Raw genomic sequence first — 25175 nt, forward strand, 5'->3', positions numbered from 1 at the left:
CCGAAGCGGTAGCCCAGGCTGGCCGCGCGGCTGGTGTCCATCATCAGCTGGCGAGGATAGTCGAAGGGGCTGAGCTGCCCCGCCGGCGCTGGGCTGGCAGCTGGCAGCGCATAAACCTGTTCATCCAGCGCCATGCCGGCGCGGTGGAAGATGTCGAAGGTCGACAGGCCGCCGTCGCAGGCGGCGTTGACCGGGCCGGTGAAGTCCTGCGTCCCTGCCCAGGCCAGGAAGCCGCTGGCGCCGTGGGCGTCGATGAAGGAACTGGCGGCGGCCGCATTCGAGTAGCGCAGCGGCGCGCGCAGGCGCACCAGGTCGACGTAGTGCGCCAGGCGCCCGGTGAAGTCCTCGGGGCCGGCCAGCACGTGGCCGATGCGCGCCGTGACCAGCGGCAGCGAGCCGTCGCGGTACAGGTAGGCCTCGGCCTGCAGCTTGCCGGCGACATAGCTTTCCACTTCGCGCGCCGGGTCGTGCCACGGGTAGCGGGTGTCGATCGGCAGCGCCAGCACGTTCAGGTCGTCCTCGGCGAACGGGCTGTCGCGGGTCTCGAGCAGGGTGCGGTAGACGTCGACGGTGGAAGCGACGATGTAGCGCTTTACTTTTCCGGCAAAGACGCGCACCGAGATCGCGGCGTCGAGGGGGCTGTAGCACATCTGGTCGTAGACGATGTCGTAGCCTTCCACGCCGGCGAAGGCGCGGCGCATCGCCGCCTCGTCGCGGCGGTCGACTTTAATGCGCCTGATGCGCGAACCGAAGGGATCCGGCGCGCGGCCGCGGGTGGCGATGGTGACCTGATGGCCGGCGCCGAGGAGTTTCTGGACGAGCAGTTTGCCGATATGGCGCGTCCCACCAATAACCAATATATTCTTGTGCATGGCGTTACCTTTCTGGATCGCGTATATTTTGTGCTCTCGACAATCATTAAACAACCGAGAAAAAATATTGCAATGACTAAGAAAACCTTATGCATGGAGGCCGAGTGAAGCCGCTTCGAAGCCTTTCCGGCCTGGTCGACTTCGAGTGCGCGGCGCGCTGGGGCAGTTTCAAGCTGGCGGCGCAGGAGCTGCACAAGACGCCGGCGGCGATCAGCCAGCAGGTGAAGCACCTTGAGGACAGCCTAGGCTTCGCACTGTTCACCCGCCACCCGCGCCACATCACCCTGACCGAAAAAGGGCAGGAGCTGGCCATCGCGGTGGCGCGCATGCTCGGAGAGCTGCGCGCGAAAATCGGCGCGCTCCAGATGGGCAACGAGGAATCGGTGCTGCGCATCTCGACCACCCATTCGTTCGCGATCAAGTGGCTGGTGCCGCGCATGCACCGCTTCACCAAGCTGTATCCCGAGCTGGATATCCGGCTCGATTCGAACGATGCGGTGGTGGACCTGGAGGACGCCGGAACCGACGTCGCGGTGCGCTATGGCCCGGTCAGCGACGGCGACCCGGCGCTGCTGTTCCGCGAGCGCCTGATCGCAGTCTACAGTCCCGACCTGCTGGCGCCTGGCCAGACGGAACTGACGCTGGCCGACCTTCCCAGGTTCCCGCTGCTGTACGAGAAGTCGCCCGAATCGTGGCTGCAGCTGCTCAACGAGAACCGTGCGCTCAAGGGTAAATACGACTTCTCGCGCGGCTACAGCCACTGGGGCGTGCTGGCGCAGGCGGCGGTGGCGGGGCAGGGGATCGCGCTGGTGGCCTACGGGATCGCCTGCCAGGACATCCTGAAGGGGGCGCTGAAACAGATCAACTGCCGCAGCGCGCCGTTTGACAGCGGCTACCGCTTCCTGGTCAATCCGCGCAAGGAGAACATGCCCAAGGTGCAGCGCTTCCGCGCATGGATCATGGCGGAGATGGACGAGATGCGGCGCCAGCTCGAGCAGTCGGCATAAAAAAATACGGCGCCCGAGGGCGCCGTTCTTCATGGATGCAGCGGTGCGTTTACTTCACGCCGTGCATCAGCTTTTGGATCATCGGTGCGAGCAGGAACAGCAGCACGCCGCCGACCATCAGCGACCAGAAGCCGAAGGTGTAGCCGGACAGCGCCGACGCGACCGACATGCCCGCTTCGCCGGATACATGGCTGGCGAAGATGCCCGACAGGTTGTTGCCGATACCGGTCGACAGGAACCAGCCGCCCATGCCCAGGCCGACCAGGCGGACCGGTGCGAGCTTGGTCACCATCGACAGGCCGATTGGCGACAGGCACAGCTCACCGATCGACTGGATCCAGTAGACCGCGAACAGGGTCCAGAACGGGATCTTGCCGTAGGTCGGCTCGACCAGGTAGGACAGCGCGTACATCAGCAGGCCGAAGGCCAGGCCGTTGAAGATGATGCCCAGGCCGAATTTGCGCGGGATCGATGGATTGACGTTCTTCTTGGCCATGGCGACCCATACCCATGCGATGAGCGGTGCGCAGACGATGATGGCGATCGAGTTCACCGACTGGAACCAGGCGGTCGGGAACACGTCCATGCCCAGTGCGCCGGTGCGGTTGACGATGTTCTCGGCCAGGAAGGTGAACGAGCTGCCTGCCTGTTCGAAGAACATCCAGAACAGGACGTTGAACGCGAAGATGATCATCATGGCGATGGTCTTGTCGCGTGCTACCTTGCCTTCGCGGACGCCTTCGATCAGCAGCATGGTCGCGAGGGCCAGGAACAGGACGGTCAGGATGACCTGCAGCGTTTCGGCGCCGAGCTTCAGCAGGAAGTACACCAGCGGGATCACGACCAGCGCGCCGATGGCGACCATGATTGCGCGGCCGCGCGATTCGCCGCCTTCGACCGGTGCGCCGATGCTCTTGAGGGCGGAGCGGCCGATGTAAAACCACACCAGCGAGATCAGCATGCCCACGCCGGCGGCGAAGAACACGACCTTGTAGGCCGGGGTATCGCCGGTGTTGAAGATCTTCTGCGCCAGAATCTGGGTCAGGATCGGTGCGACGAACGCGCCGGCATTGATGCCCATGTAGAAGATGGTGAAGCCTGAATCGCGGCGGGTGTCGTTCAGCGCGTACAGCTTGCCGACCATGGTGGAGATGTTCGGTTTGAACAGGCCGTTACCGACGATGATGGTGGCCAGGCCGAGCTTGAAGACGTCCGGGTCTGGAATGGTAATCGCGAACAGGCCGGCAGCCATGAAGACCGCGCCGATCAGGATCGAACGCTGGTAGCCGATAACGCGGTCGGCGACGTAGCCGCCGAAGACTGCGCCCGCATAAACGAGTGCGAGGTAGGAACCGTAAGTCAGGTTCGCGTCGGCCTGGCCGATTGCCGCACCGTCGTAGAACTGGGCGACGATGTACAGGACAAGCGCCCAGCGGATACCGTAGAAAGCGAAACGCTCCCAAAATTCGGTCATGAATAACATCCAAAGCGGAGCTGGGTGTCCCATGATCTGCTTGAATTCCGGAATAACGACTTCCTTGTGAGTAGTAGTTGCGGCTCCGCCCATGCGGGGTCTCCTGACTGGTTGTGGTTGAAACGATTATGTTGAAAAGCTCCGGATATATGCACGGAAAATTTCAGCTGGGCTGCATTCTAATGTAAATCCGTCACGCCAAGCGAATTTTTCCCAGATGTGGTATTTGATTCGTATGTACCGCGCCGCGGCTTTTGCGAATGACGTGGCCGTGACGGTGCGAGTTGTCGTATATTGGCATTGCAGGCCCTGTTTGTATTACCGAAAAATGTATAAGGAATTCGCACCATGGAATACGACGTTGTCGATACCCTGATCTCACCGGAAGGCCGGCTTGAAGTTTTATCGAAAGCGGAAGTGGTCAAGCTTCTCGATACCAGCCAGGGCGGCCTGTACCAGGTGTTTCGTAACTGCGCGCTGGCCGTTCTGAATTGCGGCAGCTCGATTGACGACGGAAAGGAACTGCTGGAGCGTTACAAGTTGTTTGACATCAGCATCATCCAGCGCGAGCGCGGCATCAAGCTCGATATCAAGGGTGCACCGGCCATCGCATTCGTCGATGGCAAAATGATAAAAGGCATCCACGAGCACCTGTTCGCGGTGCTGCGCGATATTGTCTTTATCAGCAGCGATGTCACCGATAACCCGAAATTCGACATGACGCGCACCGAGGGAATTACCGATTCGGTCTTCCACATCCTGCGCAATGCGAACGTGCTGCAGCCGCAGCGCAACCCGAACCTGGTGGTGTGCTGGGGCGGTCACTCGATCAACCGGGTGGAATATAACTATTCGAAGGAGGTCGGCTACCAGCTGGGCCTGCGCGACCTGGATATCTGCACCGGTTGCGGCCCCGGCGCGATGAAGGGCCCGATGAAGGGCGCCACCATCGGCCACGCCAAGCAGCGCCTGGGCACCGGCCGCTATCTCGGCATTTCGGAGCCGGGCATTATTGCGGCAGAATCGCCGAACCCGATCGTCAACGACCTGGTCATCATGCCGGATATCGAAAAGCGGCTGGAGGCATTCGTCCGCACCGGCCACGGGATCATCGTGTTCCCGGGCGGCGCCGGTACCGCCGAGGAAATCCTGTACATCCTCGGCATCCTGCTCCATCCGGATAATGCGGAAATGCCGTTCCCGCTGGTGTTCACCGGGCCGGATTCGGCGCGCGACTATTTCATCCAGATCGACGAGTTTATCGGACTGACATTGGGCGAGGAGGCGCAGCGCCGCTACAAGATCATCATCGACGATCCGGAAGCGGTGGCGCGCGAGATGCAGACCGGGATCAAGCAGGTGCGTGAATTCCGCAAATCGCGCAGCGACGCTTATTACTTCAACTGGCTGCTCAGGATCGACCAGGAATTCCAGCGCCCGTTCAAGCCGACCCATGAAAACATGCGCAACCTGAGCCTGCACAGGAACCAGGAGCGCCACCAGCTGGCGGCCAACCTGCGGCGCGCGTTTTCCGGCGTGGTGGCGGGTAACGTCAAGGACGAGGGAATCCGTGCAATTGAAAAACACGGTCATTTCGAGATTCACGGCGATCCGCAAATCATGGGGCCGATGGACGCATTGCTGGCGTCGTTCGTCGAGCACAGCCGCATGAAACTGCCGGGCAAGGCGTACACGCCGTGCTACCGGATTGTTCAATAACTGAGGCTGCTCAAGGGCGCAACGGCTTGTTCGGTGCGCCTGTTGACATGCTGCGTTAGCCGGCTATGATCATCGGATGAACATCGATGATCGTATCTCGTCGCTTGAGTCCGATATGTCGGCAGTGAAGGCCGACGTGGCAGTCGTACGCTTGAACTACGCTACCAAAGAAGACTTGCAGAAGGCGATTAACGCGCTTACATGGAAAATATATGGCGTTATGACCGCGCTTGCCGCGGTGGTGTTCTTCATCGCAAGAAATATCCGCTAATCTCTTCAGCCAGGCATGAAAAATGGGACCCGAAGGTCCCATTCATTGTGCTGCTTAGTCTTCGCGGCGCAGGTGCGGGAAGAGGATGACGTCGCGGATGTTCGGCGAGTCGGTAATGAGCATCATCAGGCGGTCGATGCCGATGCCGCAGCCGCCGGCAGGTGGCATGCCGTATTCCAGTGCACGGATGTAGTCGGCGTCGTAGAACATCGCCTCCTCGTCGCCAGCATCCTTGGCCGCCACTTGTGCGTGGAAGCGCGCTGCCTGGTCTTCGGCGTCGTTCAGCTCCGAGAAGCCGTTGGCAATCTCGCGGCCGACGATAAACAGCTCGAAGCGCTCGGTGATGCCTTCGCGGGTGTCGGAGGCGCGCGCCAGCGGCGACACTTCAACCGGGTAATCGATGATGTAGGTCGGTTCCCACAGCTGCGATTCGGCCGTCTCTTCGAACAGCGCCAGTTGCAGCGCGCCCAGTCCCCAGCCTGCCATCGGCTTCACGCCGAACTTCAGCAGCTCTTCGCGGATGAAGGCGCCGTCGTTCAACTGCTCATTGGTGTAGTGCGGGGCGTACTTGTTGATCGCGCCGACGATGGTCAGGCGGTTGAACGGCTTCGACAGGTCCAGCTCGCGGCCGCCGTAGGTCAGCATCGCGGTGCCGTGCGCGTCGATGGCAGCCTGGCGGATGATGGCTTCGGTGAAGTCCATCAGCCACTGGTAGTCCACGTAGGCCGCGTAGAACTCCATCATCGTGAATTCAGGATTGTGGCGCGGCGATACGCCTTCGTTGCGGAAGTTGCGGTTCACTTCGAACACGCGGTCGAAGCCGCCGACCACCAGGCGCTTCAGGTACAGCTCTGGCGCGATACGCAGGAACATCTGCATGTCCAGCGCGTTGTGGTGGGTGATGAAAGGCTTCGCGGCGGCGCCACCTGGGATGGTGTGCAGCATCGGCGTTTCGACTTCCATGAACTCGTGCTTCTCCATGAAGCGGCGCATCGAGGACATCGCGGCGGTACGCGCCTTGAAGGTGCGGCGCGTCTCTTCGTTCATGATCAGGTCGACGTAGCGCTGGCGGTACTTGGTTTCCTGGTCGGCCAGGCCGTGGAACTTGTCCGGCAGCGGACGCAGCGACTTGGTGATCAGGCGCAGCGAGGTGACCTTGATGGTCAGTTCGTCGGTCTTGGTCTTGAACAGGGTGCCTTCGACGCCGAGGATGTCGCCCAGGTCGTAGTGGTGCAGCGCTTCCATCGCCGCTTCGCCGGTGTTGTCCAGCGTAGCGTAGATCTGGATACGGCCGTCGGCGCGCGCGCCGGACGAATCCTGCAGGGTGGCGAAGGCCGCCTTCTTGCCCGCTTCGCGCTTGAGCATCATGCGGCCCGCCAGGGTGACTGCGACCGGGGAGGCTTCGAGTTCTTCGCGCGACTTGCCGCCGAATTGTTCGTGCAGGTCGGCCGCCTTGTTCTGCGGACGGAAATCGTTGGGGAATGCCACGCCTTTTTCGCGCAGTGCGGCCAGCTTGACGCGGCGCTCGGCGATGATCTTGTTGTCGTCGGTCGGCAGGGCGGCGTTTTCTTGGATATCCGGAGTCATGATTGAAGTATCTTGTCTTGTTTGATTAAGCGGGGAACAGCTCGTCGATCGTCAGCTCGGAAAAGTCGCTGGCGATGTGGATCACGTTGTCGAATTCGGCAAAGGCTTCGGCCGGCAGGGTGGTGGTCAGCACCACGCAGCGCATGCCGGCGCGGCGGGCCGCTTCCACGCCCAGCGGCGCGTCCTCGAACACGATGCAGTTTTCCGGCGCGGCGCCGCAGCGCTCGGCCGCGAGCAGGAAAACGTCCGGATGCGGCTTTCCGCGCGGGACGTCCGCTGCACCGACGACGGTGTCGAAGTGACGGCGCAGGTCGAGGCCGTCGAGCGTGAACGCGATGTTCGCGTTCGGCGCGGCGGTTGCCACGGCCAGCGCGACGCCGCGCAGCTTGGCTTGCGCGATCAGGTCGTCGAAGCCGGTGACGGTCTTGCGGTGCGGTTCGTACATCTCGCGGTAGACCGATTCCTTTTCCAGGTTCAGTTCCGTCACTTCATGGTCGGCCAAGTGCTCGCCCATTTGCAAGCGGATGATTTCCTTGCCCTGGCGACCGGCGGTCGCGCGGAAAAACTCGTCCGCGTCGATGACGCGGCCGCGGCGTTCGAAGAATGCGATCCACGACTTGGTATGGAAAGCCATGTTGTCGACGATGGTGCCGTCCATGTCGAACACGAATGCGCGTTTGGTATTCGTCATCGCTTATACGCCTTGCTTCAGCGAAGCGGAGATGAAGTCGTCCAGGTCGCCGTCCAGCACACCCTTGGTGTTACCGGTCTCGAAGTTGGTGCGCAGGTCCTTGATGCGGGACTGGTCCAGCACGTAGGAGCGGATCTGGTGGCCCCAGCCGACGTCGGTCTTGGAGTCTTCCAGCTTCTGCTGCTCGCTCATGCGCTTGCGCAGTTCGAGTTCGTACAGCTTTGCCTTCAGCATGTCCATCGCTTCGGCGCGGTTGCGGTGCTGGCTTCGGTCGTTCTGGCACTGCACCACGATCCCGCTCGGCATGTGCGTCATGCGCACCGCGGAGTCGGTCTTGTTGATGTGCTGGCCACCCGCGCCGGACGCGCGGTAGGTGTCGATGCGGATGTCGGCCGGGTTGACGTCGATCTCGATCGAATCGTCGACCTCCGGGTAGACGAACAGGCTGGTGAACGAGGTGTGGCGGCCGTTGGCCGAGTCGAACGGCGACTTGCGCACCAGGCGGTGCACGCCGGTCTCGGTGCGCAGGTGGCCGTAGGCGTACTCGCCCTCGACCTTCAGGGTGGCGGTCTTGATGCCCGCGACCTCGCCGTCGGACTGTTCGAGGATGTCGACCTTGAAGCCCTTGCGTTCGCAGTAGCGCAGGTACTGGCGCAGCAGCATGGACGCCCAGTCCTGCGCTTCGGTACCGCCCGCGCCGGCCTGGATGTCGATGAAGCAGTTGTTCGGGTCCATCGGATTGTTGAACATCCGGCGGAACTCCATGGATTCGACGACCTTCTTGATCGCTTCGGCGTCGCCGATGATCGCTTCGAGCGTATCGTCGTCGCCTTCTTCGCGCGCCATCGCGAACAGGTCGTTCGCGTCGAGCAGGTCGGCCTTGGCTTTGGTCAGTGCGTTGACGACCGCTTCCAGCGCCTTCTTCTCCTTGCCGAGATCTTGTGCGCGTTTAGGATCGTTCCAGACGGTCGGATCTTCTAGTTCTTCGTTGACTTGTTCGAGCTTCTCTGACTTTTTATCGAAGTCAAAGATACCTCCGAAGTTCGGCTTCACGATCGGTCAGATCGTTCAGCAGGGCGGAGAGGGCGTTGATGCGTTCGGCTTCCATGGCGTTCCGGTCTTAATAATTGGTTGAATCGAACCCTAGATTATACCCCACGCGGGGCAATGCCTGGAGACCGCATGCCGCGCGCCTTGCCCGTTTTCGGCGCGCTCCCGTATGATTCAGCCAATATTTATCAATGGACCACGCCATGCGTTATCAAATTTGCATTCCGCTCCTGCCGATCCTGCTGTCCGCCTGCGCCACTGCGCCGACCAGTGCGCCGGCAGGCAGTCGCGCCACCGTGGCGCTGCTGGAAACCACGGACCTGCATTCGAACGTGGCGGGCTACGACTACTACAAGCTGGCGCCGGATCCGTCGTTCGGGCTTGACCGCACCGCGGCGCTGATCGCACAGGCACGTAAGGATTTCGCCAACACCATCCTGCTCGATAACGGCGACACCATCCAGGGCACGGCGCTGGCCGACTACCAGGCGCTGGTCAAACCGCTGGCGTGCGGCGAAACGCTGGCCGTGTACAAGGCCATGAACCACCTTGACTACGATGGCGGCGGCATCGGCAACCACGAATTCAACTACGGGCTGGGCCATCTGTCGCAGGTGACCGGCAGCCGCTTCGACGTGGACGGCGTCGATGCGGGCAAGCCGCGCTGCGCCGGCCCGGCCTTCCCGCAGGTGCTGTCGAACGTGTACAGCGCGAAGACGCGCCAGCCCCTGTTCCAGCCGTACTACATCATCGACAAGAAGGTCGGCGCCGTGGATGCGTCGGGCAAGCCGTTCACGGCCACGCTGAAGGTAGGCATCATCGGCTTCGCGCCGCCGACCATCATGACCTGGGACAAGCGCTGGCTGGAAGGACGCGTATATACTGAAGGCGTGCGCGAATCGGCCGATAAGTACATCCCCGAGATGCGCGCCAAAGGGGCCGACCTGGTCGTGGCGATCTCGCACGGCGGGCTGGATAACGCGCCGTACTCGCCGGCCATGGAGAACGCCAGCTACCACCTGGCGCAGGTGCCGGGCGTGGACGCCATGCTGCTCGGTCACTCGCACCAGGTGTTCCCGAACGCGGACAGCACGGCGGCCCAGTTCAACCTGCCGGGTGTGGACAAGGCGAAGGGCCTGGTGCACGGCGTGCTGACCGTGATGGCCAACCTGTGGGGCAAGCACCTGGGCGTCATCGGCCTGCAACTGGCGCATGACGGCAAGCGCTGGGTGGTGGAGAAGGACAAGACCACGGTGGAAGCGCGCGGCGCCCAGCGCACCGACAAGTCGTTCGTCGCGCCCGACCCGGCGCTGGCTGCGCTGATCGCGAAGGAGCACGATGAAACCATCCGCTACGTCAAGACGCCGGTGGGCGCCACCGAGTTCCGCATGTCGACCTACTTCGCGGATGTGGGCGATGTCAGTGCGATCGCCGTGGTGAACGCTGCGCAGGCCGATTACGTGGCCAAATACGTCAAGGCCGGCATGCCACAGTATGCGAACCTGCCGGTGTTGTCGATGTCGGCGCCGTTCAAGGGCGGCAGTGCCGGTGTGACCGATTTCACCGACGTGGCGGCCGGCAGCCTTGCGCTGAACAACGCGGCCGACCTGTACCTCTATCCGAACTCGCTGTACGCCGTCAAAGTGAACGGGGACGGGCTCAAGGCATGGCTGGAGCAGGCGGCAGGGAGGTTCAATACCATCGATCCCGCCAAGGCCACGCCGCAGGAACTGGTTAACCCATCGATCCCCTCCTATAATTTCGATGCGCTGACCTCGCCCGACGTCCGCTATGAAATCGACCTCACCGGCGCGCCGGGATACAGGATCCGCAACCTGAGCTACCGCGGCAAGCCGGTCGATGCCGCCCAGGAGTTCCTGGTCGCGACCAACAACTACCGCGCCAGCGGTGGCGGCAGCTTTCCTGGCCTCGACGGCAGCAAGACCGTGATCGCCTCGCCGGACACCAACCGCGATGTCCTGATCGGCTATATCCGCGAGATGAAAAAGCTCACGCGCGCGGCCCACAGCGACACGCGCAGCTGGTCGTTCTCCAAAGTGAAGACGGCGGGACCGGTGGTGTTCCACACGTCGCCTGGCATGGTCGCCGTGGCGCACCAGGCGGGCCTGCACAACGTGTCGCAGCTGCGCGCCGACGACGGCCTTGGCAAGGGCTTCGCACTGTACGCGCTGGACCTGTCGAAATGAGGCTGCGGCGCGCCGTGCTGCTGGCCGCATTCGTCTTGTGCGGCAGCGTGCAAGCGGGCAGCCTGGATGCGGCGAAGCTGGCGTTCACGGGCGGCGCGCACGAATGGCCTTCCGCCGTGGCGCAGTTCAGCACGGCCGCGGCACAAGGCGATGGCGCTGCTTCGTACTACCTTGGCCTGATGCAGCGAAATGGCATGGGTACGCCGCGCGACAGCGTCCGTGCCGCCGCATCGATGCAGGTGGCCGCCGATGCCGGCATTCCCGCTGCGATGTTCATCCTGTCGAACATGCTGTATGCGGGTGAAGGCGTGGCGAGGGACGAGCGCGCGGGGCGCAGGTGGCTGGAAGTGGCGGCCGAACATGATTACCCGCCCGCGATCCAGCAGGTGGCGATGGCGGTGCGTGACGGCGCGCTCGGCTACGAGCGCGACGAAGTCCGTGCGGAGCAGCTGGTCAGGGAGCTTGCGCACGCAATGAAGCACCAGCCGCGCGAACCCTGAAATCAGGGCCGCAGTTCCCCGATCAGGATCACCGACACCGGCTTGCCGCTGGCTGGATGCACCGGTTCGCGCACCTCCACCAGCCTGAAGCCGTGGTTGCTGTATAGCCGGATCCAGCTTTCGAGCGTGCGGAAATACCAGGGCGGCGGGTCGGTGAAGTCGCTGCTGAAGCCGGCCCACGAACCTTCGCGCCAGCCGTCGCGGTAAGGGGCGTCGCCGCAGGCCACCATGGTCGGCGTCGACGTGGTGCCCGGCCTGGTCGAGATGGCGCGCGCTGCTGGCGCCGGCGACTTTCGGGTCATGTCGTACGAGGACATCGCGGCAGGGCAGCTGGCGCTTGCCTTTGACGCTGCGGTCTGCAATTTCTCCCTGATCGGCAAGGAGTCGGTGGAGGGCCTGTTCCGCGCCGCGCCTTCCTTCCTGCGTCCCGGCGGATCGCTGGTCGTCCAGACCCTGCATCCCGATACCGGGCAGCGCGCGCACCAGCCATCCTTCGCCGCAGCCGATGTCCACGGCTGTCCTAGGCGAAAGGCTGCGCACGGCATCGACGATGGCCTGGTTGGTCACCAGGTTGCGCGATTCGATTTCGCCGCCACGGACGGCCGCGGTCCACGGGGCGGTGTTCTTCGCCCACGAATCGGCAACCTTGGCGTCGCTGAGGGGATTCAATGCAGTTTCTTGGTGTCTGGCTGCACCAGCACGAACGGGCTGACGACCGAGGTCCACAGCGAGGCGTTGGCGGCGGTCCAGCCGGCAGCCTGTTCATCCGAGACCTTGCCGACCTTGCCATCTGCCATCCAGCGCGAGATGCTTTCCTTGTCGTCGTGCGAGATACGGACGGCGACGTCGATCAGGTCGAGTTCCGGGCTGACGAAAATCACGGTGCCCTGTGCGAAGTGGCGCGTCAGCTCCGACCACGGCAGGCGGGCGGTCTCGCGGTTGATCTTGGTGCGCAGGTCGGTGTCTTTTTCAGGCTTGGTCTTCATGCTTCTGTACGTAATGAGGTCAGGTTAATTCAATTGCCGGAACCGGCGAACCCGCCCATGTTAACCGATACGCCTGGCCCTTGCGTACATTGCCCACCAGTGCGGGGCGGAAGCAGGCGAGGTTGGTGCCGGCCGGATGCCGCACGCTCGGGTAGATCACGCCCATCGAGCCCGCGTCAAGCAGCCGTTCGGCCAGCTTCTGCGAGTCGATGTAGCTGGCCGGGTCGAGGCAGGGTTGGAATTCCGCCAGGCCGCGCAGGTCGTGGAAGGTGCTGGTGAAGTCGGCCAGCATCGCCTGGTAGGTAACGCTGTCGTCGAAGCGGCCGATCTCCTGGTACTCCACCGTCTTGTGGAAGGTGATTTCGGCCAGTGCCGTCCTGGCGTCGAAGGCGCAGTACCAGGCGCCGCGCTCGCCGTCGTTGAAGCGGCTGCCTTCGGGGCGTGGGTAAGTGTAGGCTGCGTTGATGATCCTGAAGTTCGGCACGCCGAACACCAGCTCGTCGACGCCGATGCCCGGCAGTCCGCCGTATTCGCCGCGCAGGCGCTCGTTGGTGGCATTATCGAGGTCGAACAGGTCGCGCAGCTCGGCATCCGAATCGGCCAGCGGCGAAAGTACCGAGTCCTCGACGTCGGCGAAACGTGACGGGATCAGGCGGCAGGTGTCGAACTGGCGCAGCGCGGCCAGTGGTGGGACCGGCGGCAAGATCAGAGGCCCCCGCGGCGCGCGTCGAGCAGCTTGCGCACGGTCTGCATTGCCAGCAGGCCGCCGGCCAGCATCTGCGACAGCGGGGTGCGGCCGCCGAAGATCGGATTGGTGTTGGGGAGGCTGATCCACTCGTCCGCCAGCTTGTCGCCATACAGGATGTGCAGCGCCTTGTAGATACCGAGCAGGTAGGAGATGCGGGTGATGCGGTCTACTTCCAACACGCGGTCGGGATTCTTTTTCCACTCGTAGAAGGTCGACGACGACAGGCCGCCGAGCAGTTCGCGCGCGTCTTCGTCGCGCAGCTTCCATGCCGCGGCCAGCTTGAAGAAGCCCTTCAGGGCGGCTTTCGACAAGCGCTCGCGCTCCGGACGCGCGTTGAGGTCGACCAGCACGGCTGGTTCAAAGCGGCTCTTTGGATAGGCGTAGGCTAGGCTGTTCATGGTTGCTCCGGTTATGGATTATTTATACTCCGATTCCGGCATGGGTGCAAGTCATGTTTGCATGCTGGCTTGTTTAGGAGCAATATTAGGCGACAGACAAGCACAATACACAATAGAAGGAGACAGGCGTGAGTAACAAGAAATGGGTGGTGGCCGTGGCTCTCGGATTGCTGGTGATCGGCACGGCAATGGCGGCGCCACTGACCAACGCGGAACTGAAGCAGCAGGTCGCGGATACCGAGCGTGCGTTCGCCGCCACGATGAAGGCGCGCGACCATGCTGGCTTCGTGTCTTTCCTCGCCGACGAGGCGATATTCTTCTCGGGTCCGGGCCGCCCGTTGCATGGCAAGGACGCGGTCGCGAAGGAATGGAAGCGCTTCTACGAGAGGGCGGAAGCGCCATTTTCTTGGGAGCCGGACGAAGTCGAGGTGGTGGAGTCGGGGACGCTTGCCTATAGCACCGGCCCGGTGTACGACCCGAGGGGCAAGCTGATCTCACGTTTCAGCTCGATCTGGCGCCAGGAATCGCCTGGCGAGTGGAAGATCGTGTTCGACCGTGGCTCGGAAGTTTGCGACTGCAAGAAAGGCGAGAAGTAACTGGACTCGCCAGGATTTTTGTTGGTAATATTGAAACGTCGCATACGCGCACCTGGGTTAGCCGCTCAATCTTATCAGCCGAAATGGAGCATTCGATGCAAGTCGCAATCGCCGCCTTACTGGTCTTCCTGGTCTTGGTTTCCCTCTATACCTTACACAAGGTACGCGCGATTCACCTGATGCAGTACAGCGCCAGTGGGCAGCTCGGCGCTGAAACCGGCAGCATGTACCGCCAGCTCGAAGCCCTGCAGGGGCTGTACATCGACCTGGACCTCAAAAAGAGCCTGCCCTCCACGCGGGGCTGGGCCGCTTCCCCCGATTTCCTGGCCGAGCTGGCGCAGTATGCGCTTGCCGAGAAGCCGCGCACCGTGGTCGAATGCAGCAGCGGTACATCTACGCTGGTGCTGGCCCGCTGCATGCAGATAAACGGCGGCGGCAAGGTGTACAGCCTCGAACACGACCCCGTCTTCGCGCTGCAGACGCGCGCCCACCTGGAGCGCCACGGCCTGTCCGACTTCGCCGAGGTGATCGATGCGCCGCTGAAGAAGGTGGAAGTCGGCTCGTCTCCCTGGTCGTGGTACGCGCACGAGGGACTGCCGGCCGATATCAAGATCGACCTGCTTGCCATCGATGGTCCGCCGTCAGCTTCGGGCGAGCTGGCCCGCTATCCTGCCGGCCCAGTGCTGTTCCCTCTGCTGTCGGCGAATGGCGCCGTGTTCCTCGACGATGCCAGCCGGGTCGACGAACAGGCGATCCTCTCGCGCTGGAAGCAGGAGTTCCCCGCGCTCTCCCAGACCATGCGCTTTTGCGAAAAGGGCTGCGCCGTCTTGCGTTCCGGCGCAGCAGCGTAATCCCGTTGCCGGACTGCGAGTCCGGCGCCGGCTTCGCCCACGGGCATCAGGCCGTTTCCGCGTGTTCCACCATCAGCTGGACACGGGTAACGCCATTGTATTCATTCGCATCGAGCCTGAAGGCGACGCGCGCCCGTTCGCCCACCGCAGCCGTGTGGCCGAACCAGATGGCGTCGTAGCGCTGGCCGTTGCGCTCCAGTAGCAGCTTGAGGTGGCGCTCCTTGAGGATGCGCTGGCTGACGACACGGAACTCGTCGCAGAACACCGGCGGCGCGAAGCCCTGGCCCCACACCTGGCCGTCCATCAGTTCGATGAACTGGGTGGTGTAATACGCATCCTCCAGCGGGCCGTCCGTTTCGATCACGCGCTCCAGCTGCTGCTCGTTCAGCAAGGCCCGGCCCACGGCTTCAAACGCTTCGCAGAATGCCTCGAATGCCTCGGCGCGTATGGTCAGGCCGGCCGCCATGGCGTGTCCGCCGAACTTGTCGATCAGGCTGGGCGCGCGCTTCGACACAAGGTCGAGCGCATCGCGCAGGTGGAAGCCGGGAATCGAGCGTCCGGAGCCCTTCAGCCAGCCGTCGGAGCCCGGGGCGAAGGTGATGGTCGGCCTGAAGAACTTCTCCTTCAGGCGTGAAGCCACGATGCCGATCACGCCCTGGTGCCAGCCTTCGTCGAACACGCAGATGGTGCTGCTGTTCGCCGGTTCGAAGGCGTCGAGGTGGAGCAGGGCGGTGTCCTGCATGTCCGCCTCGATCTCGCGCCGCTTCAGGTTGATCTCGTTGAGTTGCTGGGCGATGGCCCAGGCACGACCTTCGTCATCCGTGACCAGGCACTCGATACCGAGCGACATGTCGTCGAGGCGGCCGGCCGCGTTCAGGCGCGGGCCGACTGCGAAACCGAGGTCGAACGGCGACGCACTGCGCGCCTCCCGCCCTGCCACGCGGAATAGCGCGGCCACGCCGGGGTGCATGCGGCCGGCGCGCATGCGCTTGATGCCTTGCGCGACCAGGATGCGGTTGTTGGCATCGAGCCGCACCACGTCGGCCACGGTGCCAAGTGCCACCAGGTCGAGCAGGCTGTCCAGCTTAGGCTGGGTCTGGGCGTCGAATACGCCGCGGCGGCGCAGTTCGGCGCGCAGGGCCAGCAGCACGTAGAACACCACGCCGACGCCGGCCAGGTTCTTGCTGGGGAAGCCGCACTCGGGCTGGTTCGGGTTGACGATCACGCGCGCGTCGGGCAGCGTGTCGCCCGGCAGGTGGTGGTCGGTGACGACCACGTCGATGCCGAGGCGCTTGGCAGCTTCCACGCCGTCGATGCTGGCGATACCGTTATCTACGGTGATGATAATCTCGGGCGCCTTTTCGTGTGCCGTCAGCGCGACGATTTCGGGCGTGAGGCCATAGCCGTACTCGAAACGGTTAGGCACGATGTAGTCGACCTGCGCACCCATCGCGCGCAAGCCGCGCAGCGCGGTTGCGCAGGCGGTCGCGCCGTCGCAGTCGTAGTCGGCCACGATGCACATCTTCTTGCCGGCTTCGATGGCGTCGGCCAGGAAGGACGCCGCGGCATCGATGTGCAGCAGGCCGGCGGGCGGTTCGAGCGCGGCAAGCTCGCTCGACAGCTCGCGCGTGGTGGTGAGTCCGCGCGAGGCATACAGGCGCGCCAGCACGGGATGGACGCCATCCTGGCGCAGCATTTCGGCGGTACGGAACGAACAGGAGCGGGTGGTAATGCGGGTCATGGGAGCAATCGGGCTAGCGTTGGCTGGCGCCAGAACATGTGCTGGGCCAGTTTGGTTGTAGTGAATTCGGCGCAGCGGTCGCGGTGGCTGAGCACGAGACGAAGCCTGGCGACGCGGCCGTCGCGCAGGGCGGCGAGCAGCGGCTCGAGCACGGACGCCTCCAAGTGCTGCATCTGCGCCAGCCATGCCGCCCATTCGGCCCCGATGGCCGCGCGGCTGGCGCTGTCGTCGAATAGCAGCGCGTGCTTCTCGCCGGAGGCGAGCAACTCCGGTATTGCGGCATTCTTCGTGGCGGCAAGCGCCGCCAGCCATCCCGGTACGGCGCAGGTGGCCAGCGCAGGCGCCGCGGCCGCGATCATGTCGCCGCTGGTGGCGCGGCCCCACGGCCAGAATCCGTTGATGGCCTGCTGGCCCGCGGCTTCGCGCGCATTGTTGGCGGGATGCTGGTACCACAGCATCTGCACTTCATTCTGCAGCTTGCGGTATTCCTTCGACTTGTCGCCTTGCGGCAGCCAGTCCGTCAGGTTCATTCCCGCCGCGGCGTCGGGCGTGGCGGTATCGAGGCCGTCCCAGTCGTCGGCGCGCATGAACCAGGTATGCGCGTCGCCATACAGCAGCGGCTTGCCGGAGTCGTCGAAATACGGCTTGGCGAGGTCGAACAGGGCGCGCGAATGCGCCTCCGTCAGCCCCAGGCTGCGTACATCGGCCATCAGCATGTGGCTGCGCGCGATCTCGATATGGGCCGGGTTGACGATGAACCAGGTGCCATCACTGGCGTCGAGGCCGAATCCGCGCATTGCCTGCGCCGCGAAAGCGGGGCGGCCGGCATCAATCAGTCCAAGCTCGCGGGCAAGCCAGGTTTCGTGCGGCAGCGCCCAGCCGCGGTTTTCACCATCAACCGAACCGGCAGTGGACGGGGTGGCCGAAGCACGGGTTATCAGGCTTGCAAGGGCGGGCGCCTTCAAAGCGCGTACAAGGTCGGGAGCCAGTTCGGGAGGGGGCAGTGCAAACGGCAGGACAAGCGTAATCTGGGTCATGCTGCAATTGTAGGCGATCTGCCGTGCCTGCTGGAGGCCAAATATGCCCCGCAGGGGGCGATTCAATTGTGCAAGTCCTGTTACTGAGGAGTTTTGTGTGGCACACTTCGTGCTCAAATTGTCAAGCAAATGGAATCCATGAGCATCATCCACAAATTACCCTACGAGTGGCTGGTCGGCCTGCGCTATACGCGCGCCGGGCGCCGCAGTGGGCGCAACAGTTTTATTTCGTTTATCTCCCTGATTTCGGTAGCCGGCATCGCGCTCGGCGTCGCCGCGCTGATTGTCGTGCTGTCCGTGATGAACGGCTTCCAGAAGGAAGTGACCGACCGCATGCTGTCGGTACTGGCGCACATCGAAATCTACGATGCGCGCGGCGCCATGCCTAACTGGCAGGCGGCGTCGAAAGAAGCCTTCCAGAACCCGGCGGTCAAGGGCGCCGCGCCGTTCGTCGCCACCCAGGGCATGCTGCTGCAGGACGGCGTGATGCGTCCGGCGGTAATCCGCGGGATCCTGCCGTCGGAAGAAGGCAAGGTATCGGACGTGGCCAACAAGGTACGCCGCGGCAGCCTCGATTCGCTGCAGCCCGGTTCCTTCAACGTGGTGATGGGCTATGCGCTGGCGCGCGCGCTCAACGTCGGCATGGGCGACAAGGTCACGATGATGCTGGCCCAGGCGCAGACCACGCCGGCCGGCGTGCTGCCGCGTACGCGCTCGTTCACCGTGTCGGGCATTTTCGAAGCCGGCCATTTCGAGTTCGATTCCGGGCTGGCGCTGATCAGTATCGACGATGCCCAGAAAATGGAGCGCCTCGACGCGCCGTCCGGCATCCGCCTGCGCATCGAAGACATGCACAGGGCGCCCATCGTGGCGCATGAACTGAAGCAGACCATGTCCGGCGACCTGCTGGTGCGCGACTGGTCGAAGGAAAACGCCAACTGGTTCGCCGCCGTGCAGACCGAGAAGAAGATGATGTTCATCATCCTGACGCTGATTATCGCGGTAGCCGCCTTCAACCTGGTGTCGACCCTGGTGATGACGGTGACCGACAAGCAGGCCGACATCGCGATCCTGCGCACGCTTGGCTCGTCGCCGCGCTCGATCATGAAGATCTTCATGATCCAGGGCGCGCTGGTAGGCATCATGGGCACCGCGCTGGGCGTGGGTTTCGGCGTACTGGTGGCGCTGAACATCGACGTCATCGTGCCGTTCATCGAACGCATGCTGGGCGTGCAATTCCTGTCCCAGGACATCTACCTAATCAGTGCGCTGCCCTCCGACCTGCGCTGGATCGACGTGGCGAAGATCGGCGGCATCTCGGTGCTGCTCGCGTTCGTCGCAACCCTGTATCCGAGCTACTCGGCGGCCCGCGTAAAACCTGCGGAGGCACTGCGCTATGAATGATACGAACAAGCTGCCGGTGCTGGCCTCGCGCGGCCTTGGCAAGACTTTCACCCAGGGAACGTACTCGGTCCCGGTGCTGGCCAACATCGACTTCTCGATTTACCGCGGCGAGCGAGTGGCCATTGTCGGCGCTTCCGGTTCCGGCAAGTCGACCCTGCTGCACCTGCTGGGCGGTCTCGATACGCCGACCACCGGCTCGGTCACGCTGATGGGGGAGGACTTCGCCACGCTGTCGGAAACGCGGCGCGGCGAGCTGCGCAACAACATGCTGGGCTTCGTCTACCAGTTCCACCACCTGCTGCCGGAGTTCTCGGCGCTGGACAACGTGGCCATGCCGCTGATGATCCGCCGCGAGAAGCGCGCGGTGGCCGTGGAAAGGGCCGAGGCTATGCTGGCGCGCGTGGGCCTGTCCAAACGTGTGATCCACGTGCCGGGCGAACTGTCGGGCGGCGAACGCCAGCGCGTGGCGCTTGCGCGCGCCCTCGTGACGCAGCCGGGCTGCGTGCTGGCCGACGAACCGACAGGTAACCTCGACCACGCCACCGCCGAAAACGTGTTCGGCCTGATGCTGGAACTGTCGCGCGACCTCGGCACCGCCTTCGTCATCGTCACCCACGACATCGAGCTGGCGCGCCGCTGCGACCGCGTGCTGCGCCTCACCGAGAACGGGTTGCAGGAAGCCTGAGATGTGGATCGACACCCACTGCCACCTTGACGCGCACGAATTCGGCGGCGAGTCGCTGGCGGTGGCGCGGCGGGCGCGGGAGGCCGGCGTCGGGATGATCGTCATCCCGGCCGTCGATCGCCACAACTTCGCTGTCGTCGCGCAGCTGGCGGCGCAAGCGGGCAATGCCAGCTATGCGCTCGGCATCCACCCCATCTGCGTGCCCAACGCGCAGGAGGAAGACCTGACGCACCTGCGAGCACTGGTCGACGCCGCGATGAACGACCCGTATTTTGTGGCCATCGGCGAAATCGGCCTCGATTACTTCATCCCCATGCTGTGCGAACCCGCCATGCGCGACAAGCAGGAGCACTTCTTCCGCGAACAGCTTCGCATCGCGCGCGACTTCGAGCTGCCGGTGCTGATGCACGTGCGCCGCTCGCAGGACCACGTGCTCAAACACGTGCGCCAAGTGCGGCCGGCGGGCGGCATCGCGCACGCCTTCAACGGTAGCTTTCAGCAGGCGCAGACCTATATCGACCTCGGGTTCAGGTTGGGCTTCGGCGGTGCGATGACGTTCACGCGCGCGCTGCAGATCCGCCGGCTGGCGACCCAGCTTCCGCTCGAATCGATTGTCCTCGAGACGGATGCGCCGGACATCTCCCCGGCGTGGATCCATCCGGCCCGGAACAGCCCCGAGCAGCTGCCCGCGATCGGCCGGGCATTGGCGGACCTGCGCGGCATCGATCCGCTGGTGCTGGACGCCGCGACGATGGCCAACGCACTGGCGGCCTTGCCCCGTCTTTCGAAGCTGGTTTGAGCGCCGGCAAGCCTCGCGCCCTGATGCCGGGCGACACTGGGGATTTGTTCCCCGTGACTGACAATGCGCTGCCTGATCCTTGGATTCGTCGTTGGCGTGGCCGGCCTGCAGATCCGGGCCGAACTGCCATCCGGTACGCTGGTCGTTTGCCTTGTGGCTGCCGGGATCCTGCTGTTGCTCCTTCGGCGAGCCGCGCTGTCCGCTCTTGGCGGCGCATTCCTTGGCTTCTGCTGGGCAGCCTGGCTCGGCCAGCTGGCGCTGGCTCCCACGCTGTCCGCAGCGGATGAAGGCCGCGACCTGATGGTCATCGGAGTCATCGACAGCCTCCCGTACAATTTTGACCAGGGCGTGCGCTTCCAGTTCAGGGTGGAACAGGCAACCGGTGCACGGGCCGCGGTGCCGCCGCGCATAGCGCTGGCGTGGTACACCGGCTTCCGCGATTCGGAGCAGCAGGCCGGAAATGTCCAGCCGGGCGAACGGTGGCAGCTCACCGTTCGCCTGCAGCGGCCGCACGGGAACGCCAACCCTCACGGTTTCGATTACGAGGCCTGGCTGCTGGAACAGGGCGTACGCGCGACAGGGTACGTCCGGCCCGCAGGCGCGGGAAACCGGCGCATCGGTGCCTTTGTGCCGGGCTTCAGCACGGTGGTGGAGCGCACGCGGGCAGCGCTGCGCACCCGTATCCGTTCCGCGCTTGCCGGGAAAGAGTACGCAGGCGTCATCGTCGCCCTGGTGATCGGCGACCAGCGCGCAATCGCCCAGTCGGACTGGAAGGTCTTCAACCGCACCGGCGTCAGCCACCTCGTGTCGATTTCAGGCCTGCACATCACGATGGTGGCCGGATTGTTCGCTTCTATGGCCTCGGCCTTGTGGCGGCGGTCTTTGTTTACGCGGGCGCAGCTGCCGCTGATCCTCCCGGCCCAGAAAGTCGCGGCGCTCGCGGGTGCTGGCGTCGGCCTGCTGTACGTGCTGCTGGCGGGTTTCGGCATACCGGCGCAGCGCACGCTGTACATGCTGGCCGTGGTGGCGGCGGCGCTCTGGTTCGGCCGCATCACGAACGTGTCGCATGTGCTGTGCAGCGCGCTCGGCATCGTCGTGCTGCTCGACCCGTGGTCGGTGCTGGCGCCGGGATTCTGGCTGTCGTTCGGCGCCGTCGGGGTGATCCTGTATGCCACCGTGGGCCGCATCAAGCCGCGCGAAGGCCGCGTCAAGGCGGCGCTGCGCCTCGGCGCCCATACGCAATACGTGGTGACGATCGGCCTGGTGCCGCTGACAATGCTACTCTTTTCGCAGGTCTCCATCGTCAGTCCGGTGGCAAATGCGGTGGCGATACCGGTGGTTAGCTTTGTCGTCACGCCGCTGTCGCTGGCCGGAAGCTTGGCGCCGGCGCCCATCTCCAACATCCTGCTCGGCGCCGCCCACTTCGCGATGGAAGCGTTGGCCTTGTTCCTTGGATGGCTGGGCGACTTGCGCTTCGCGGTCTGGACAGCGCCGGCGCCGGACGCGTGGATGCTGTGCTTCGCGGTGATCGGCACTGTATGGATGTTGGCGCCGCGCGGCTGGCCGGTGCGCTGGACCGGCATGGCGGGCTGGCTTCCCTTGCTTGCCAACCTTCCAACGCATCCCGCGGAGGGGGACATGCACCTGACGGCGTTCGACGTCGGCCAGGGCATGGCGCTGCTGGTGGAAACGCGCAGCCACCGGCTGCTCTACGACACCGGCCCATACTATTCGCCGGAATCGAACGGCGGCAACCGCATCATCGCACCGTACTTGCGGGCGCGCGGCATTGGCCGGCTGGACGGCATTGTCGTGAGCCACAGCGACGTCGACCACGCCGGCGGCGCGCTGGCCGTTCTGGACGCGGTGCGTGCCGGCTGGGTGCTGTCGTCGCTATGGGAAGATCACGCTATCGTCAAGGCAGCCCCCGTACATCGCCGCTGCGTGGCCGGGCAGGGCTGGGAATGGGATGGCGTCAAGTTCGAGATGCTGCATCCTTCGCCCGCAAGCTATGCCGACAAGACTCTCAAGTCCAACGCGCGCGGCTGCACCCTGCGCATCACGGCGCGCGGCCATTCAGTCCTGCTTGCCGGGGACATCGAGGCGGCCCAGGAAGCCGAGCTTCTTAATGGCGGCATGCGCGCACGCCTGCCGGCAACGGTGCTGCTGGCGCCCCATCACGGCAGCGGAACCTCGTCCACGATGGCCTTCCTCGAAGCGGTGAGGCCGTCGGTGGCGCTGTTCCAGGTCGGCTACCGCAACCGCTACCGCCACCCCAAGCGGGAAGTGATCGAGCGCTACAAAGGCATGGGTATCGAACGGCTGCGGACCGACGAGACGGGTGCCATTACATTGAAGTTCGGCCAGGCGCTGACGGTGGAAGCTTACCGCCGCGCGCACGCCCGCTACTGGTATCCGGGCCGCGGCGAGTAGATTGTTCCTTCTAACCGGGGCATGGCAATCGCATTACAATTCCACACATGACCAAACCCTTGCTGCACTTCAGCCACGGCAACAGCTATCCCGCCGGAGCCTACCGCCAGTTCTTCGACTACCTGCGCGCCGATTTTGACGTGCGCGCGGTCGACATGCACGGCCACGACCCGCGCTATCCGGTCACGGACGGCTGGCCGGAACTGGTTGCGGAACTGATCGTCACGCTGGAAAGTTACCACGAGCCGGCGATCCTGGTCGGCCACTCGCTCGGCGGGATGCTGAGCATGATGGCGGCCAAGCAGCGCCCGGACCTGGTGCGCTGCGTTGTCATGCTCGATTCGCCGGTGGTGGCTGGATGGCGCGCCTGGATGTGGCGCGTGGTGAAAAAACTCGGCCATGCCGACCGCTTTTCGCCAGCCCGATTCTCGCGCAAGCGCCGCACGGTGTGGCCTAACCGCGGCGCCGCCTATGAGCACTTCATTTCCAAGGACGTGTTTGCGGCGTGGGCGCCCGGCGTGCTGGACGACTATCTTGAACACGGGCTGGTGCCGCATCCCGAGGGCGTGACGCTGCGCTTCTCGCGCGACGTGGAGACCGACATCTACAACGCACTGCCGCACCATATGGGCAGCATCCTCAGTGAGCCATTCCCGGTGCCGATCGGCTTCGTGGCCGGTACCACCTCGTTCGAACTGCAGCAGGCAGGGCGCAGCGCCACGCGCAGCCTGGTGGGCGACAATTTTGTCGAAATCGAGGGCGGACACCTGTTCCCGATGGAGTCGCCCGCGCTGACCGCCAGGCTGACGCGCGAAATGATCTTCAGGCTCCTCGGCAAGGACTAGAGTCCGGGGGCGGTTTTCGCGTAAAATCAGGGAATTCCGTTGCGCCGGTCCGGGCAATCAGCTTTCCCTGCAATCTACTTACCAGAAACCCCGAGATGACTATCAAGAGCGATAAATGGATCCGCCGCATGGCTGAATCCACCGGCATGATCGAACCGTTTTCACCTGGCCAGGTGCGTGAAGAAGAAGGCCGCCGCATCATTTCGTACGGCACTTCGTCGTACGGCTACGATATCCGCTGCGCGGACGAGTTCAAGGTGTTCACCAACATTAACAGCACCATCGTCGATCCGAAGAACTTCGACTCGAACTCCTTCGTCGATATCAAGAGCGACGTGTGCATCATCCCACCGAATTCGTTCGCGCTGGCGCGCACCATCGAGTACTTCCGGATTCCGCGTAACGTGCTGACGGTTTGCCTGGGCAAATCGACCTATGCGCGCTGCGGGATTATCGTCAACGTCACACCGTTCGAGCCGGAATGGGAAGGGTACGTGACGCTGGAGTTCTCCAATACGACCCCGCTGCCGGCAAAGATCTATGCGGGCGAAGGCTGCGCGCAGGTCTTGTTCTTCGAGAGCGATGAAGTGTGCGAAACCTCGTACAGGGACCGCGGCGGGAAGTACCAGGGGCAGAGTGGAGTAACGCTGCCGAAGGCGTAAATAAAAAAAGAACCGCGAGGTTCTTTTTTTTGGGGTGACGAAATTCGGCGGAGGCGCTTCGCTTGTCCGCCCTACGGGTCTCCTGCAACATACCCGTAGGGCGGGTAAGCGCGTAGCGCAGAGGAGTATCCGCTTGTAAGCGGATACCGTTCCGCAGGCGAATCGCATGCGATTCGAACCCGTGCGTCTGTGAAGGCGCGTAGTCAGCATGGTGCAAGTCCATGTCAAAGGAGGTTATCGCCTTTGAAGCCGAAGGTAACTGCGTCGCCGCGAGGCGGTGTGGAGAGCAACCGAAGGCGAATGGTCAGTCCGTAGTAAAACGAATCCGATTCGGCAGGGTGCCGCGACGAGCCTGCGATTTCATGGCGAAGTCTGAGAAACCACGGTGAGCGCTATCGATAACGGTGAAAGCGACTCATCGGCACACCAAGTGGTTGGGAGCGGAATGACAGGAAGGCTAGGCGAGATAAGCAGAGAGAGCTGCCACCGCAGGTGAAGCGAGGCAGCAGTCAGAACCTTCATCGTACCGCGAGAAGCCCGGCGCAGAAACGCCCAAGGTGGACGAGAAATGCGGCTAGCAAAACCGCATCTAGGGATGGGAGGTAGGAAGAG

The 25175-nt window shown here is 63.7% G+C and carries 23 protein-coding genes and 1 pseudogene; 14 read left to right on the forward strand and 10 right to left on the reverse strand.

Translation table 11 applies throughout. The features are described from left to right. Window positions 1–872: NAD-dependent epimerase/dehydratase family protein (locus tag D3872_RS07310; RefSeq protein ID WP_119810159.1), on the reverse strand; the 872-nt coding region annotated here is incomplete at its 3' end. A 104-nt stretch (window positions 873–976) separates the two neighbouring features. On the opposite strand from D3872_RS07310, the gene D3872_RS07315 reads away from it, so the two are divergent. Next, complete coding sequence (locus tag D3872_RS07315) at window positions 977–1879, forward strand: LysR substrate-binding domain-containing protein (RefSeq protein ID WP_229459213.1); 903 nt, start codon at window positions 977–979, stop codon at window positions 1877–1879. Between the two features lie 49 nt (window positions 1880–1928). Here D3872_RS07315 and D3872_RS07320 read toward each other — a convergent pair whose 3' ends face one another. Then, the gene (locus D3872_RS07320) at window positions 1929–3446 is read right to left on the reverse strand and encodes a peptide MFS transporter (RefSeq protein WP_119810161.1); all 1518 of its coding nucleotides are present in this window, start codon (window positions 3444–3446) and stop codon (window positions 1929–1931) included. A gap of 255 nt (window positions 3447–3701) precedes the next feature. Between D3872_RS07320 and ppnN the strand changes: the two genes are divergently transcribed. Both ppnN and D3872_RS07330 read left to right on the forward strand, forming a co-directional pair. Further along, entirely contained in the window at window positions 3702–5072 is a 1371-nt protein-coding gene (gene ppnN, locus D3872_RS07325; RefSeq protein ID WP_119810162.1) for a nucleotide 5'-monophosphate nucleosidase PpnN, read from the forward strand. Window positions 5073–5148: 76 nt separating this feature from the next. Further along, window positions 5149–5343, forward strand: a complete 195-nt coding sequence (locus D3872_RS07330; RefSeq protein ID WP_119810163.1) for a hypothetical protein — start codon at window positions 5149–5151, stop codon at window positions 5341–5343. Between the two features lie 54 nt (window positions 5344–5397). Here D3872_RS07330 and lysS read toward each other — a convergent pair whose 3' ends face one another. The 3 genes from lysS to prfB form a co-directional block, all read right to left on the reverse strand. Further along, window positions 5398–6930 (reverse strand): lysine--tRNA ligase, encoded by a 1533-nt coding sequence (gene lysS, locus D3872_RS07335; RefSeq protein WP_119810164.1) that lies wholly within the window; start codon window positions 6928–6930, stop codon window positions 5398–5400. 25 nt (window positions 6931–6955) lie between these two features. Further along, window positions 6956–7621, reverse strand: a complete 666-nt coding sequence (locus D3872_RS07340; protein WP_119810165.1) for an HAD family hydrolase — start codon at window positions 7619–7621, stop codon at window positions 6956–6958. A 3-nt stretch (window positions 7622–7624) separates the two neighbouring features. Further along, window positions 7625–8729, reverse strand: a protein-coding gene (prfB, locus tag D3872_RS07345; protein ID WP_119810166.1) for a peptide chain release factor 2 whose coding sequence is annotated in 2 segments (ribosomal slippage) — window positions 7625–8647 and window positions 8649–8729 — 1104 coding nt in all. Because the reading frame shifts where the segments join, the coding sequence is not laid out codon by codon here. Window positions 8730–8874: 145 nt separating this feature from the next. On the opposite strand from prfB, the gene D3872_RS07350 reads away from it, so the two are divergent. From D3872_RS07350 to D3872_RS27430, 3 genes and pseudogenes are all read left to right on the forward strand, one after another. Then, window positions 8875–10878 (forward strand): bifunctional 2',3'-cyclic-nucleotide 2'-phosphodiesterase/3'-nucleotidase, encoded by a 2004-nt coding sequence (locus D3872_RS07350; protein WP_119810183.1) that lies wholly within the window; start codon window positions 8875–8877, stop codon window positions 10876–10878. Beyond that, a complete protein-coding gene (locus tag D3872_RS07355) occupies window positions 10875–11378 on the forward strand; it encodes a tetratricopeptide repeat protein (protein WP_119810167.1) in 504 nt (167 codons plus the stop codon). Before D3872_RS07350 ends, D3872_RS07355 begins: the two co-directional genes overlap by 4 nt. A 264-nt stretch (window positions 11379–11642) precedes the next feature. Further along, window positions 11643–11765: pseudogene (locus tag D3872_RS27430) on the forward strand (class I SAM-dependent methyltransferase); the annotation flags it as partial. A gap of 278 nt (window positions 11766–12043) precedes the next feature. Here the strand turns inward: D3872_RS27430 and D3872_RS07375 are convergent. The 3 genes from D3872_RS07375 to D3872_RS07385 are packed head-to-tail and all read right to left on the reverse strand — an operon-like array spanning window position 12044 to window position 13510. Then, complete coding sequence (locus D3872_RS07375) at window positions 12044–12364, reverse strand: DUF2288 domain-containing protein (protein ID WP_119810168.1); 321 nt, start codon at window positions 12362–12364, stop codon at window positions 12044–12046. Window positions 12365–12383: 19 nt separating this feature from the next. After that, complete coding sequence (locus D3872_RS07380; protein ID WP_370660953.1) at window positions 12384–13067, reverse strand: RES family NAD+ phosphorylase; 684 nt, start codon at window positions 13065–13067, stop codon at window positions 12384–12386. A 2-nt stretch (window positions 13068–13069) separates the two neighbouring features. After that, window positions 13070–13510 (reverse strand): MbcA/ParS/Xre antitoxin family protein, encoded by a 441-nt coding sequence (locus tag D3872_RS07385; protein ID WP_119810169.1) that lies wholly within the window; start codon window positions 13508–13510, stop codon window positions 13070–13072. Window positions 13511–13638: 128 nt separating this feature from the next. On the opposite strand from D3872_RS07385, the gene D3872_RS07390 reads away from it, so the two are divergent. Further along, window positions 13639–14106, forward strand: coding sequence for a YybH family protein (locus D3872_RS07390; protein WP_229459214.1), 468 nt, complete (start codon window positions 13639–13641; stop codon window positions 14104–14106). A 95-nt stretch (window positions 14107–14201) separates the two neighbouring features. Then, entirely contained in the window at window positions 14202–14957 is a 756-nt protein-coding gene (locus tag D3872_RS07395; protein ID WP_119810186.1) for a class I SAM-dependent methyltransferase, read from the forward strand. A gap of 46 nt (window positions 14958–15003) precedes the next feature. Here the strand turns inward: D3872_RS07395 and recJ are convergent, their stop codons facing one another. Then, complete coding sequence (gene recJ, locus D3872_RS07400) at window positions 15004–16698, reverse strand: single-stranded-DNA-specific exonuclease RecJ (protein WP_119810170.1); 1695 nt, start codon at window positions 16696–16698, stop codon at window positions 15004–15006. Beyond that, window positions 16695–17735 (reverse strand): hypothetical protein, encoded by a 1041-nt coding sequence (locus D3872_RS07405; RefSeq protein ID WP_119810171.1) that lies wholly within the window; start codon window positions 17733–17735, stop codon window positions 16695–16697. Before D3872_RS07405 ends, recJ begins: the two co-directional genes overlap by 4 nt. Before the next feature lie 138 nt (window positions 17736–17873). Between D3872_RS07405 and D3872_RS07410 the strand changes: the two genes are divergently transcribed. The 6 genes from D3872_RS07410 (at window position 17874) to dcd (ending at window position 24563) form a co-directional block, all read left to right on the forward strand. Then, window positions 17874–19139 (forward strand): lipoprotein-releasing ABC transporter permease subunit, encoded by a 1266-nt coding sequence (locus D3872_RS07410; protein WP_119810187.1) that lies wholly within the window; start codon window positions 17874–17876, stop codon window positions 19137–19139. Next, window positions 19132–19824, forward strand: a complete 693-nt coding sequence (gene lolD / locus D3872_RS07415) for a lipoprotein-releasing ABC transporter ATP-binding protein LolD (RefSeq protein WP_119810172.1) — start codon at window positions 19132–19134, stop codon at window positions 19822–19824. The genes D3872_RS07410 and lolD overlap by 8 nt, the downstream gene beginning before the upstream one ends. Window position 19825: 1 nt before the next feature. After that, window positions 19826–20623: a TatD family hydrolase gene (locus D3872_RS07420; RefSeq protein WP_119810173.1), complete on the forward strand. Its 798-nt coding sequence runs from the start codon at window positions 19826–19828 to the stop codon at window positions 20621–20623. Between the two features lie 63 nt (window positions 20624–20686). Next, window positions 20687–23056, forward strand: a complete 2370-nt coding sequence (locus D3872_RS07425) for a DNA internalization-related competence protein ComEC/Rec2 (RefSeq protein ID WP_119810174.1) — start codon at window positions 20687–20689, stop codon at window positions 23054–23056. A gap of 47 nt (window positions 23057–23103) precedes the next feature. Then, entirely contained in the window at window positions 23104–23901 is a 798-nt protein-coding gene (locus D3872_RS07430; RefSeq protein WP_119810175.1) for an alpha/beta hydrolase, read from the forward strand. A 95-nt stretch (window positions 23902–23996) separates the two neighbouring features. Further along, window positions 23997–24563: a dCTP deaminase gene (gene dcd / locus D3872_RS07435; RefSeq protein ID WP_119810176.1), complete on the forward strand. Its 567-nt coding sequence runs from the start codon at window positions 23997–23999 to the stop codon at window positions 24561–24563. The last annotated feature ends 612 nt before the right edge of the window (window positions 24564–25175 follow it).

The sequence above is a fragment of the Massilia cavernae genome (assembly GCF_003590855.1).
Lineage (GTDB): Bacteria > Pseudomonadota > Gammaproteobacteria > Burkholderiales > Burkholderiaceae_D > Telluria_A > Telluria_A cavernae.

What these genes read in the sequence shown, in the direction of transcription:
- D3872_RS07320 (WP_119810161.1), bottom strand. Translation starts at nt 3,446, where the DNA reads ATGGGCGGAGCCGCAACTACTACTCACAAGGAAGTCGTTATTCCGGAA.
- ppnN (WP_119810162.1), top strand. Translation starts at nt 3,702, where the DNA reads ATGGAATACGACGTTGTCGATACCCTGATCTCACCGGAAGGCCGGCTT.
- D3872_RS07330 (WP_119810163.1), top strand. Translation starts at nt 5,149, where the DNA reads ATGAACATCGATGATCGTATCTCGTCGCTTGAGTCCGATATGTCGGCA.
- lysS (WP_119810164.1), bottom strand. Translation starts at nt 6,930, where the DNA reads ATGACTCCGGATATCCAAGAAAACGCCGCCCTGCCGACCGACGACAAC.
- D3872_RS07340 (WP_119810165.1), bottom strand. Translation starts at nt 7,621, where the DNA reads ATGACGAATACCAAACGCGCATTCGTGTTCGACATGGACGGCACCATC.
- D3872_RS07350 (WP_119810183.1), top strand. Translation starts at nt 8,875, where the DNA reads ATGCGTTATCAAATTTGCATTCCGCTCCTGCCGATCCTGCTGTCCGCC.
- D3872_RS07355 (WP_119810167.1), top strand. Translation starts at nt 10,875, where the DNA reads ATGAGGCTGCGGCGCGCCGTGCTGCTGGCCGCATTCGTCTTGTGCGGC.
- D3872_RS07375 (WP_119810168.1), bottom strand. Translation starts at nt 12,364, where the DNA reads ATGAAGACCAAGCCTGAAAAAGACACCGACCTGCGCACCAAGATCAAC.
- D3872_RS07385 (WP_119810169.1), bottom strand. Translation starts at nt 13,510, where the DNA reads ATGAACAGCCTAGCCTACGCCTATCCAAAGAGCCGCTTTGAACCAGCC.
- D3872_RS07395 (WP_119810186.1), top strand. Translation starts at nt 14,202, where the DNA reads ATGCAAGTCGCAATCGCCGCCTTACTGGTCTTCCTGGTCTTGGTTTCC.
- recJ (WP_119810170.1), bottom strand. Translation starts at nt 16,698, where the DNA reads ATGACCCGCATTACCACCCGCTCCTGTTCGTTCCGTACCGCCGAAATG.
- D3872_RS07405 (WP_119810171.1), bottom strand. Translation starts at nt 17,735, where the DNA reads ATGACCCAGATTACGCTTGTCCTGCCGTTTGCACTGCCCCCTCCCGAA.
- D3872_RS07410 (WP_119810187.1), top strand. Translation starts at nt 17,874, where the DNA reads ATGAGCATCATCCACAAATTACCCTACGAGTGGCTGGTCGGCCTGCGC.
- lolD (WP_119810172.1), top strand. Translation starts at nt 19,132, where the DNA reads ATGAATGATACGAACAAGCTGCCGGTGCTGGCCTCGCGCGGCCTTGGC.
- D3872_RS07420 (WP_119810173.1), top strand. Translation starts at nt 19,826, where the DNA reads ATGTGGATCGACACCCACTGCCACCTTGACGCGCACGAATTCGGCGGC.
- D3872_RS07425 (WP_119810174.1), top strand. Translation starts at nt 20,687, where the DNA reads ATGCGCTGCCTGATCCTTGGATTCGTCGTTGGCGTGGCCGGCCTGCAG.
- D3872_RS07430 (WP_119810175.1), top strand. Translation starts at nt 23,104, where the DNA reads ATGACCAAACCCTTGCTGCACTTCAGCCACGGCAACAGCTATCCCGCC.
- dcd (WP_119810176.1), top strand. Translation starts at nt 23,997, where the DNA reads ATGACTATCAAGAGCGATAAATGGATCCGCCGCATGGCTGAATCCACC.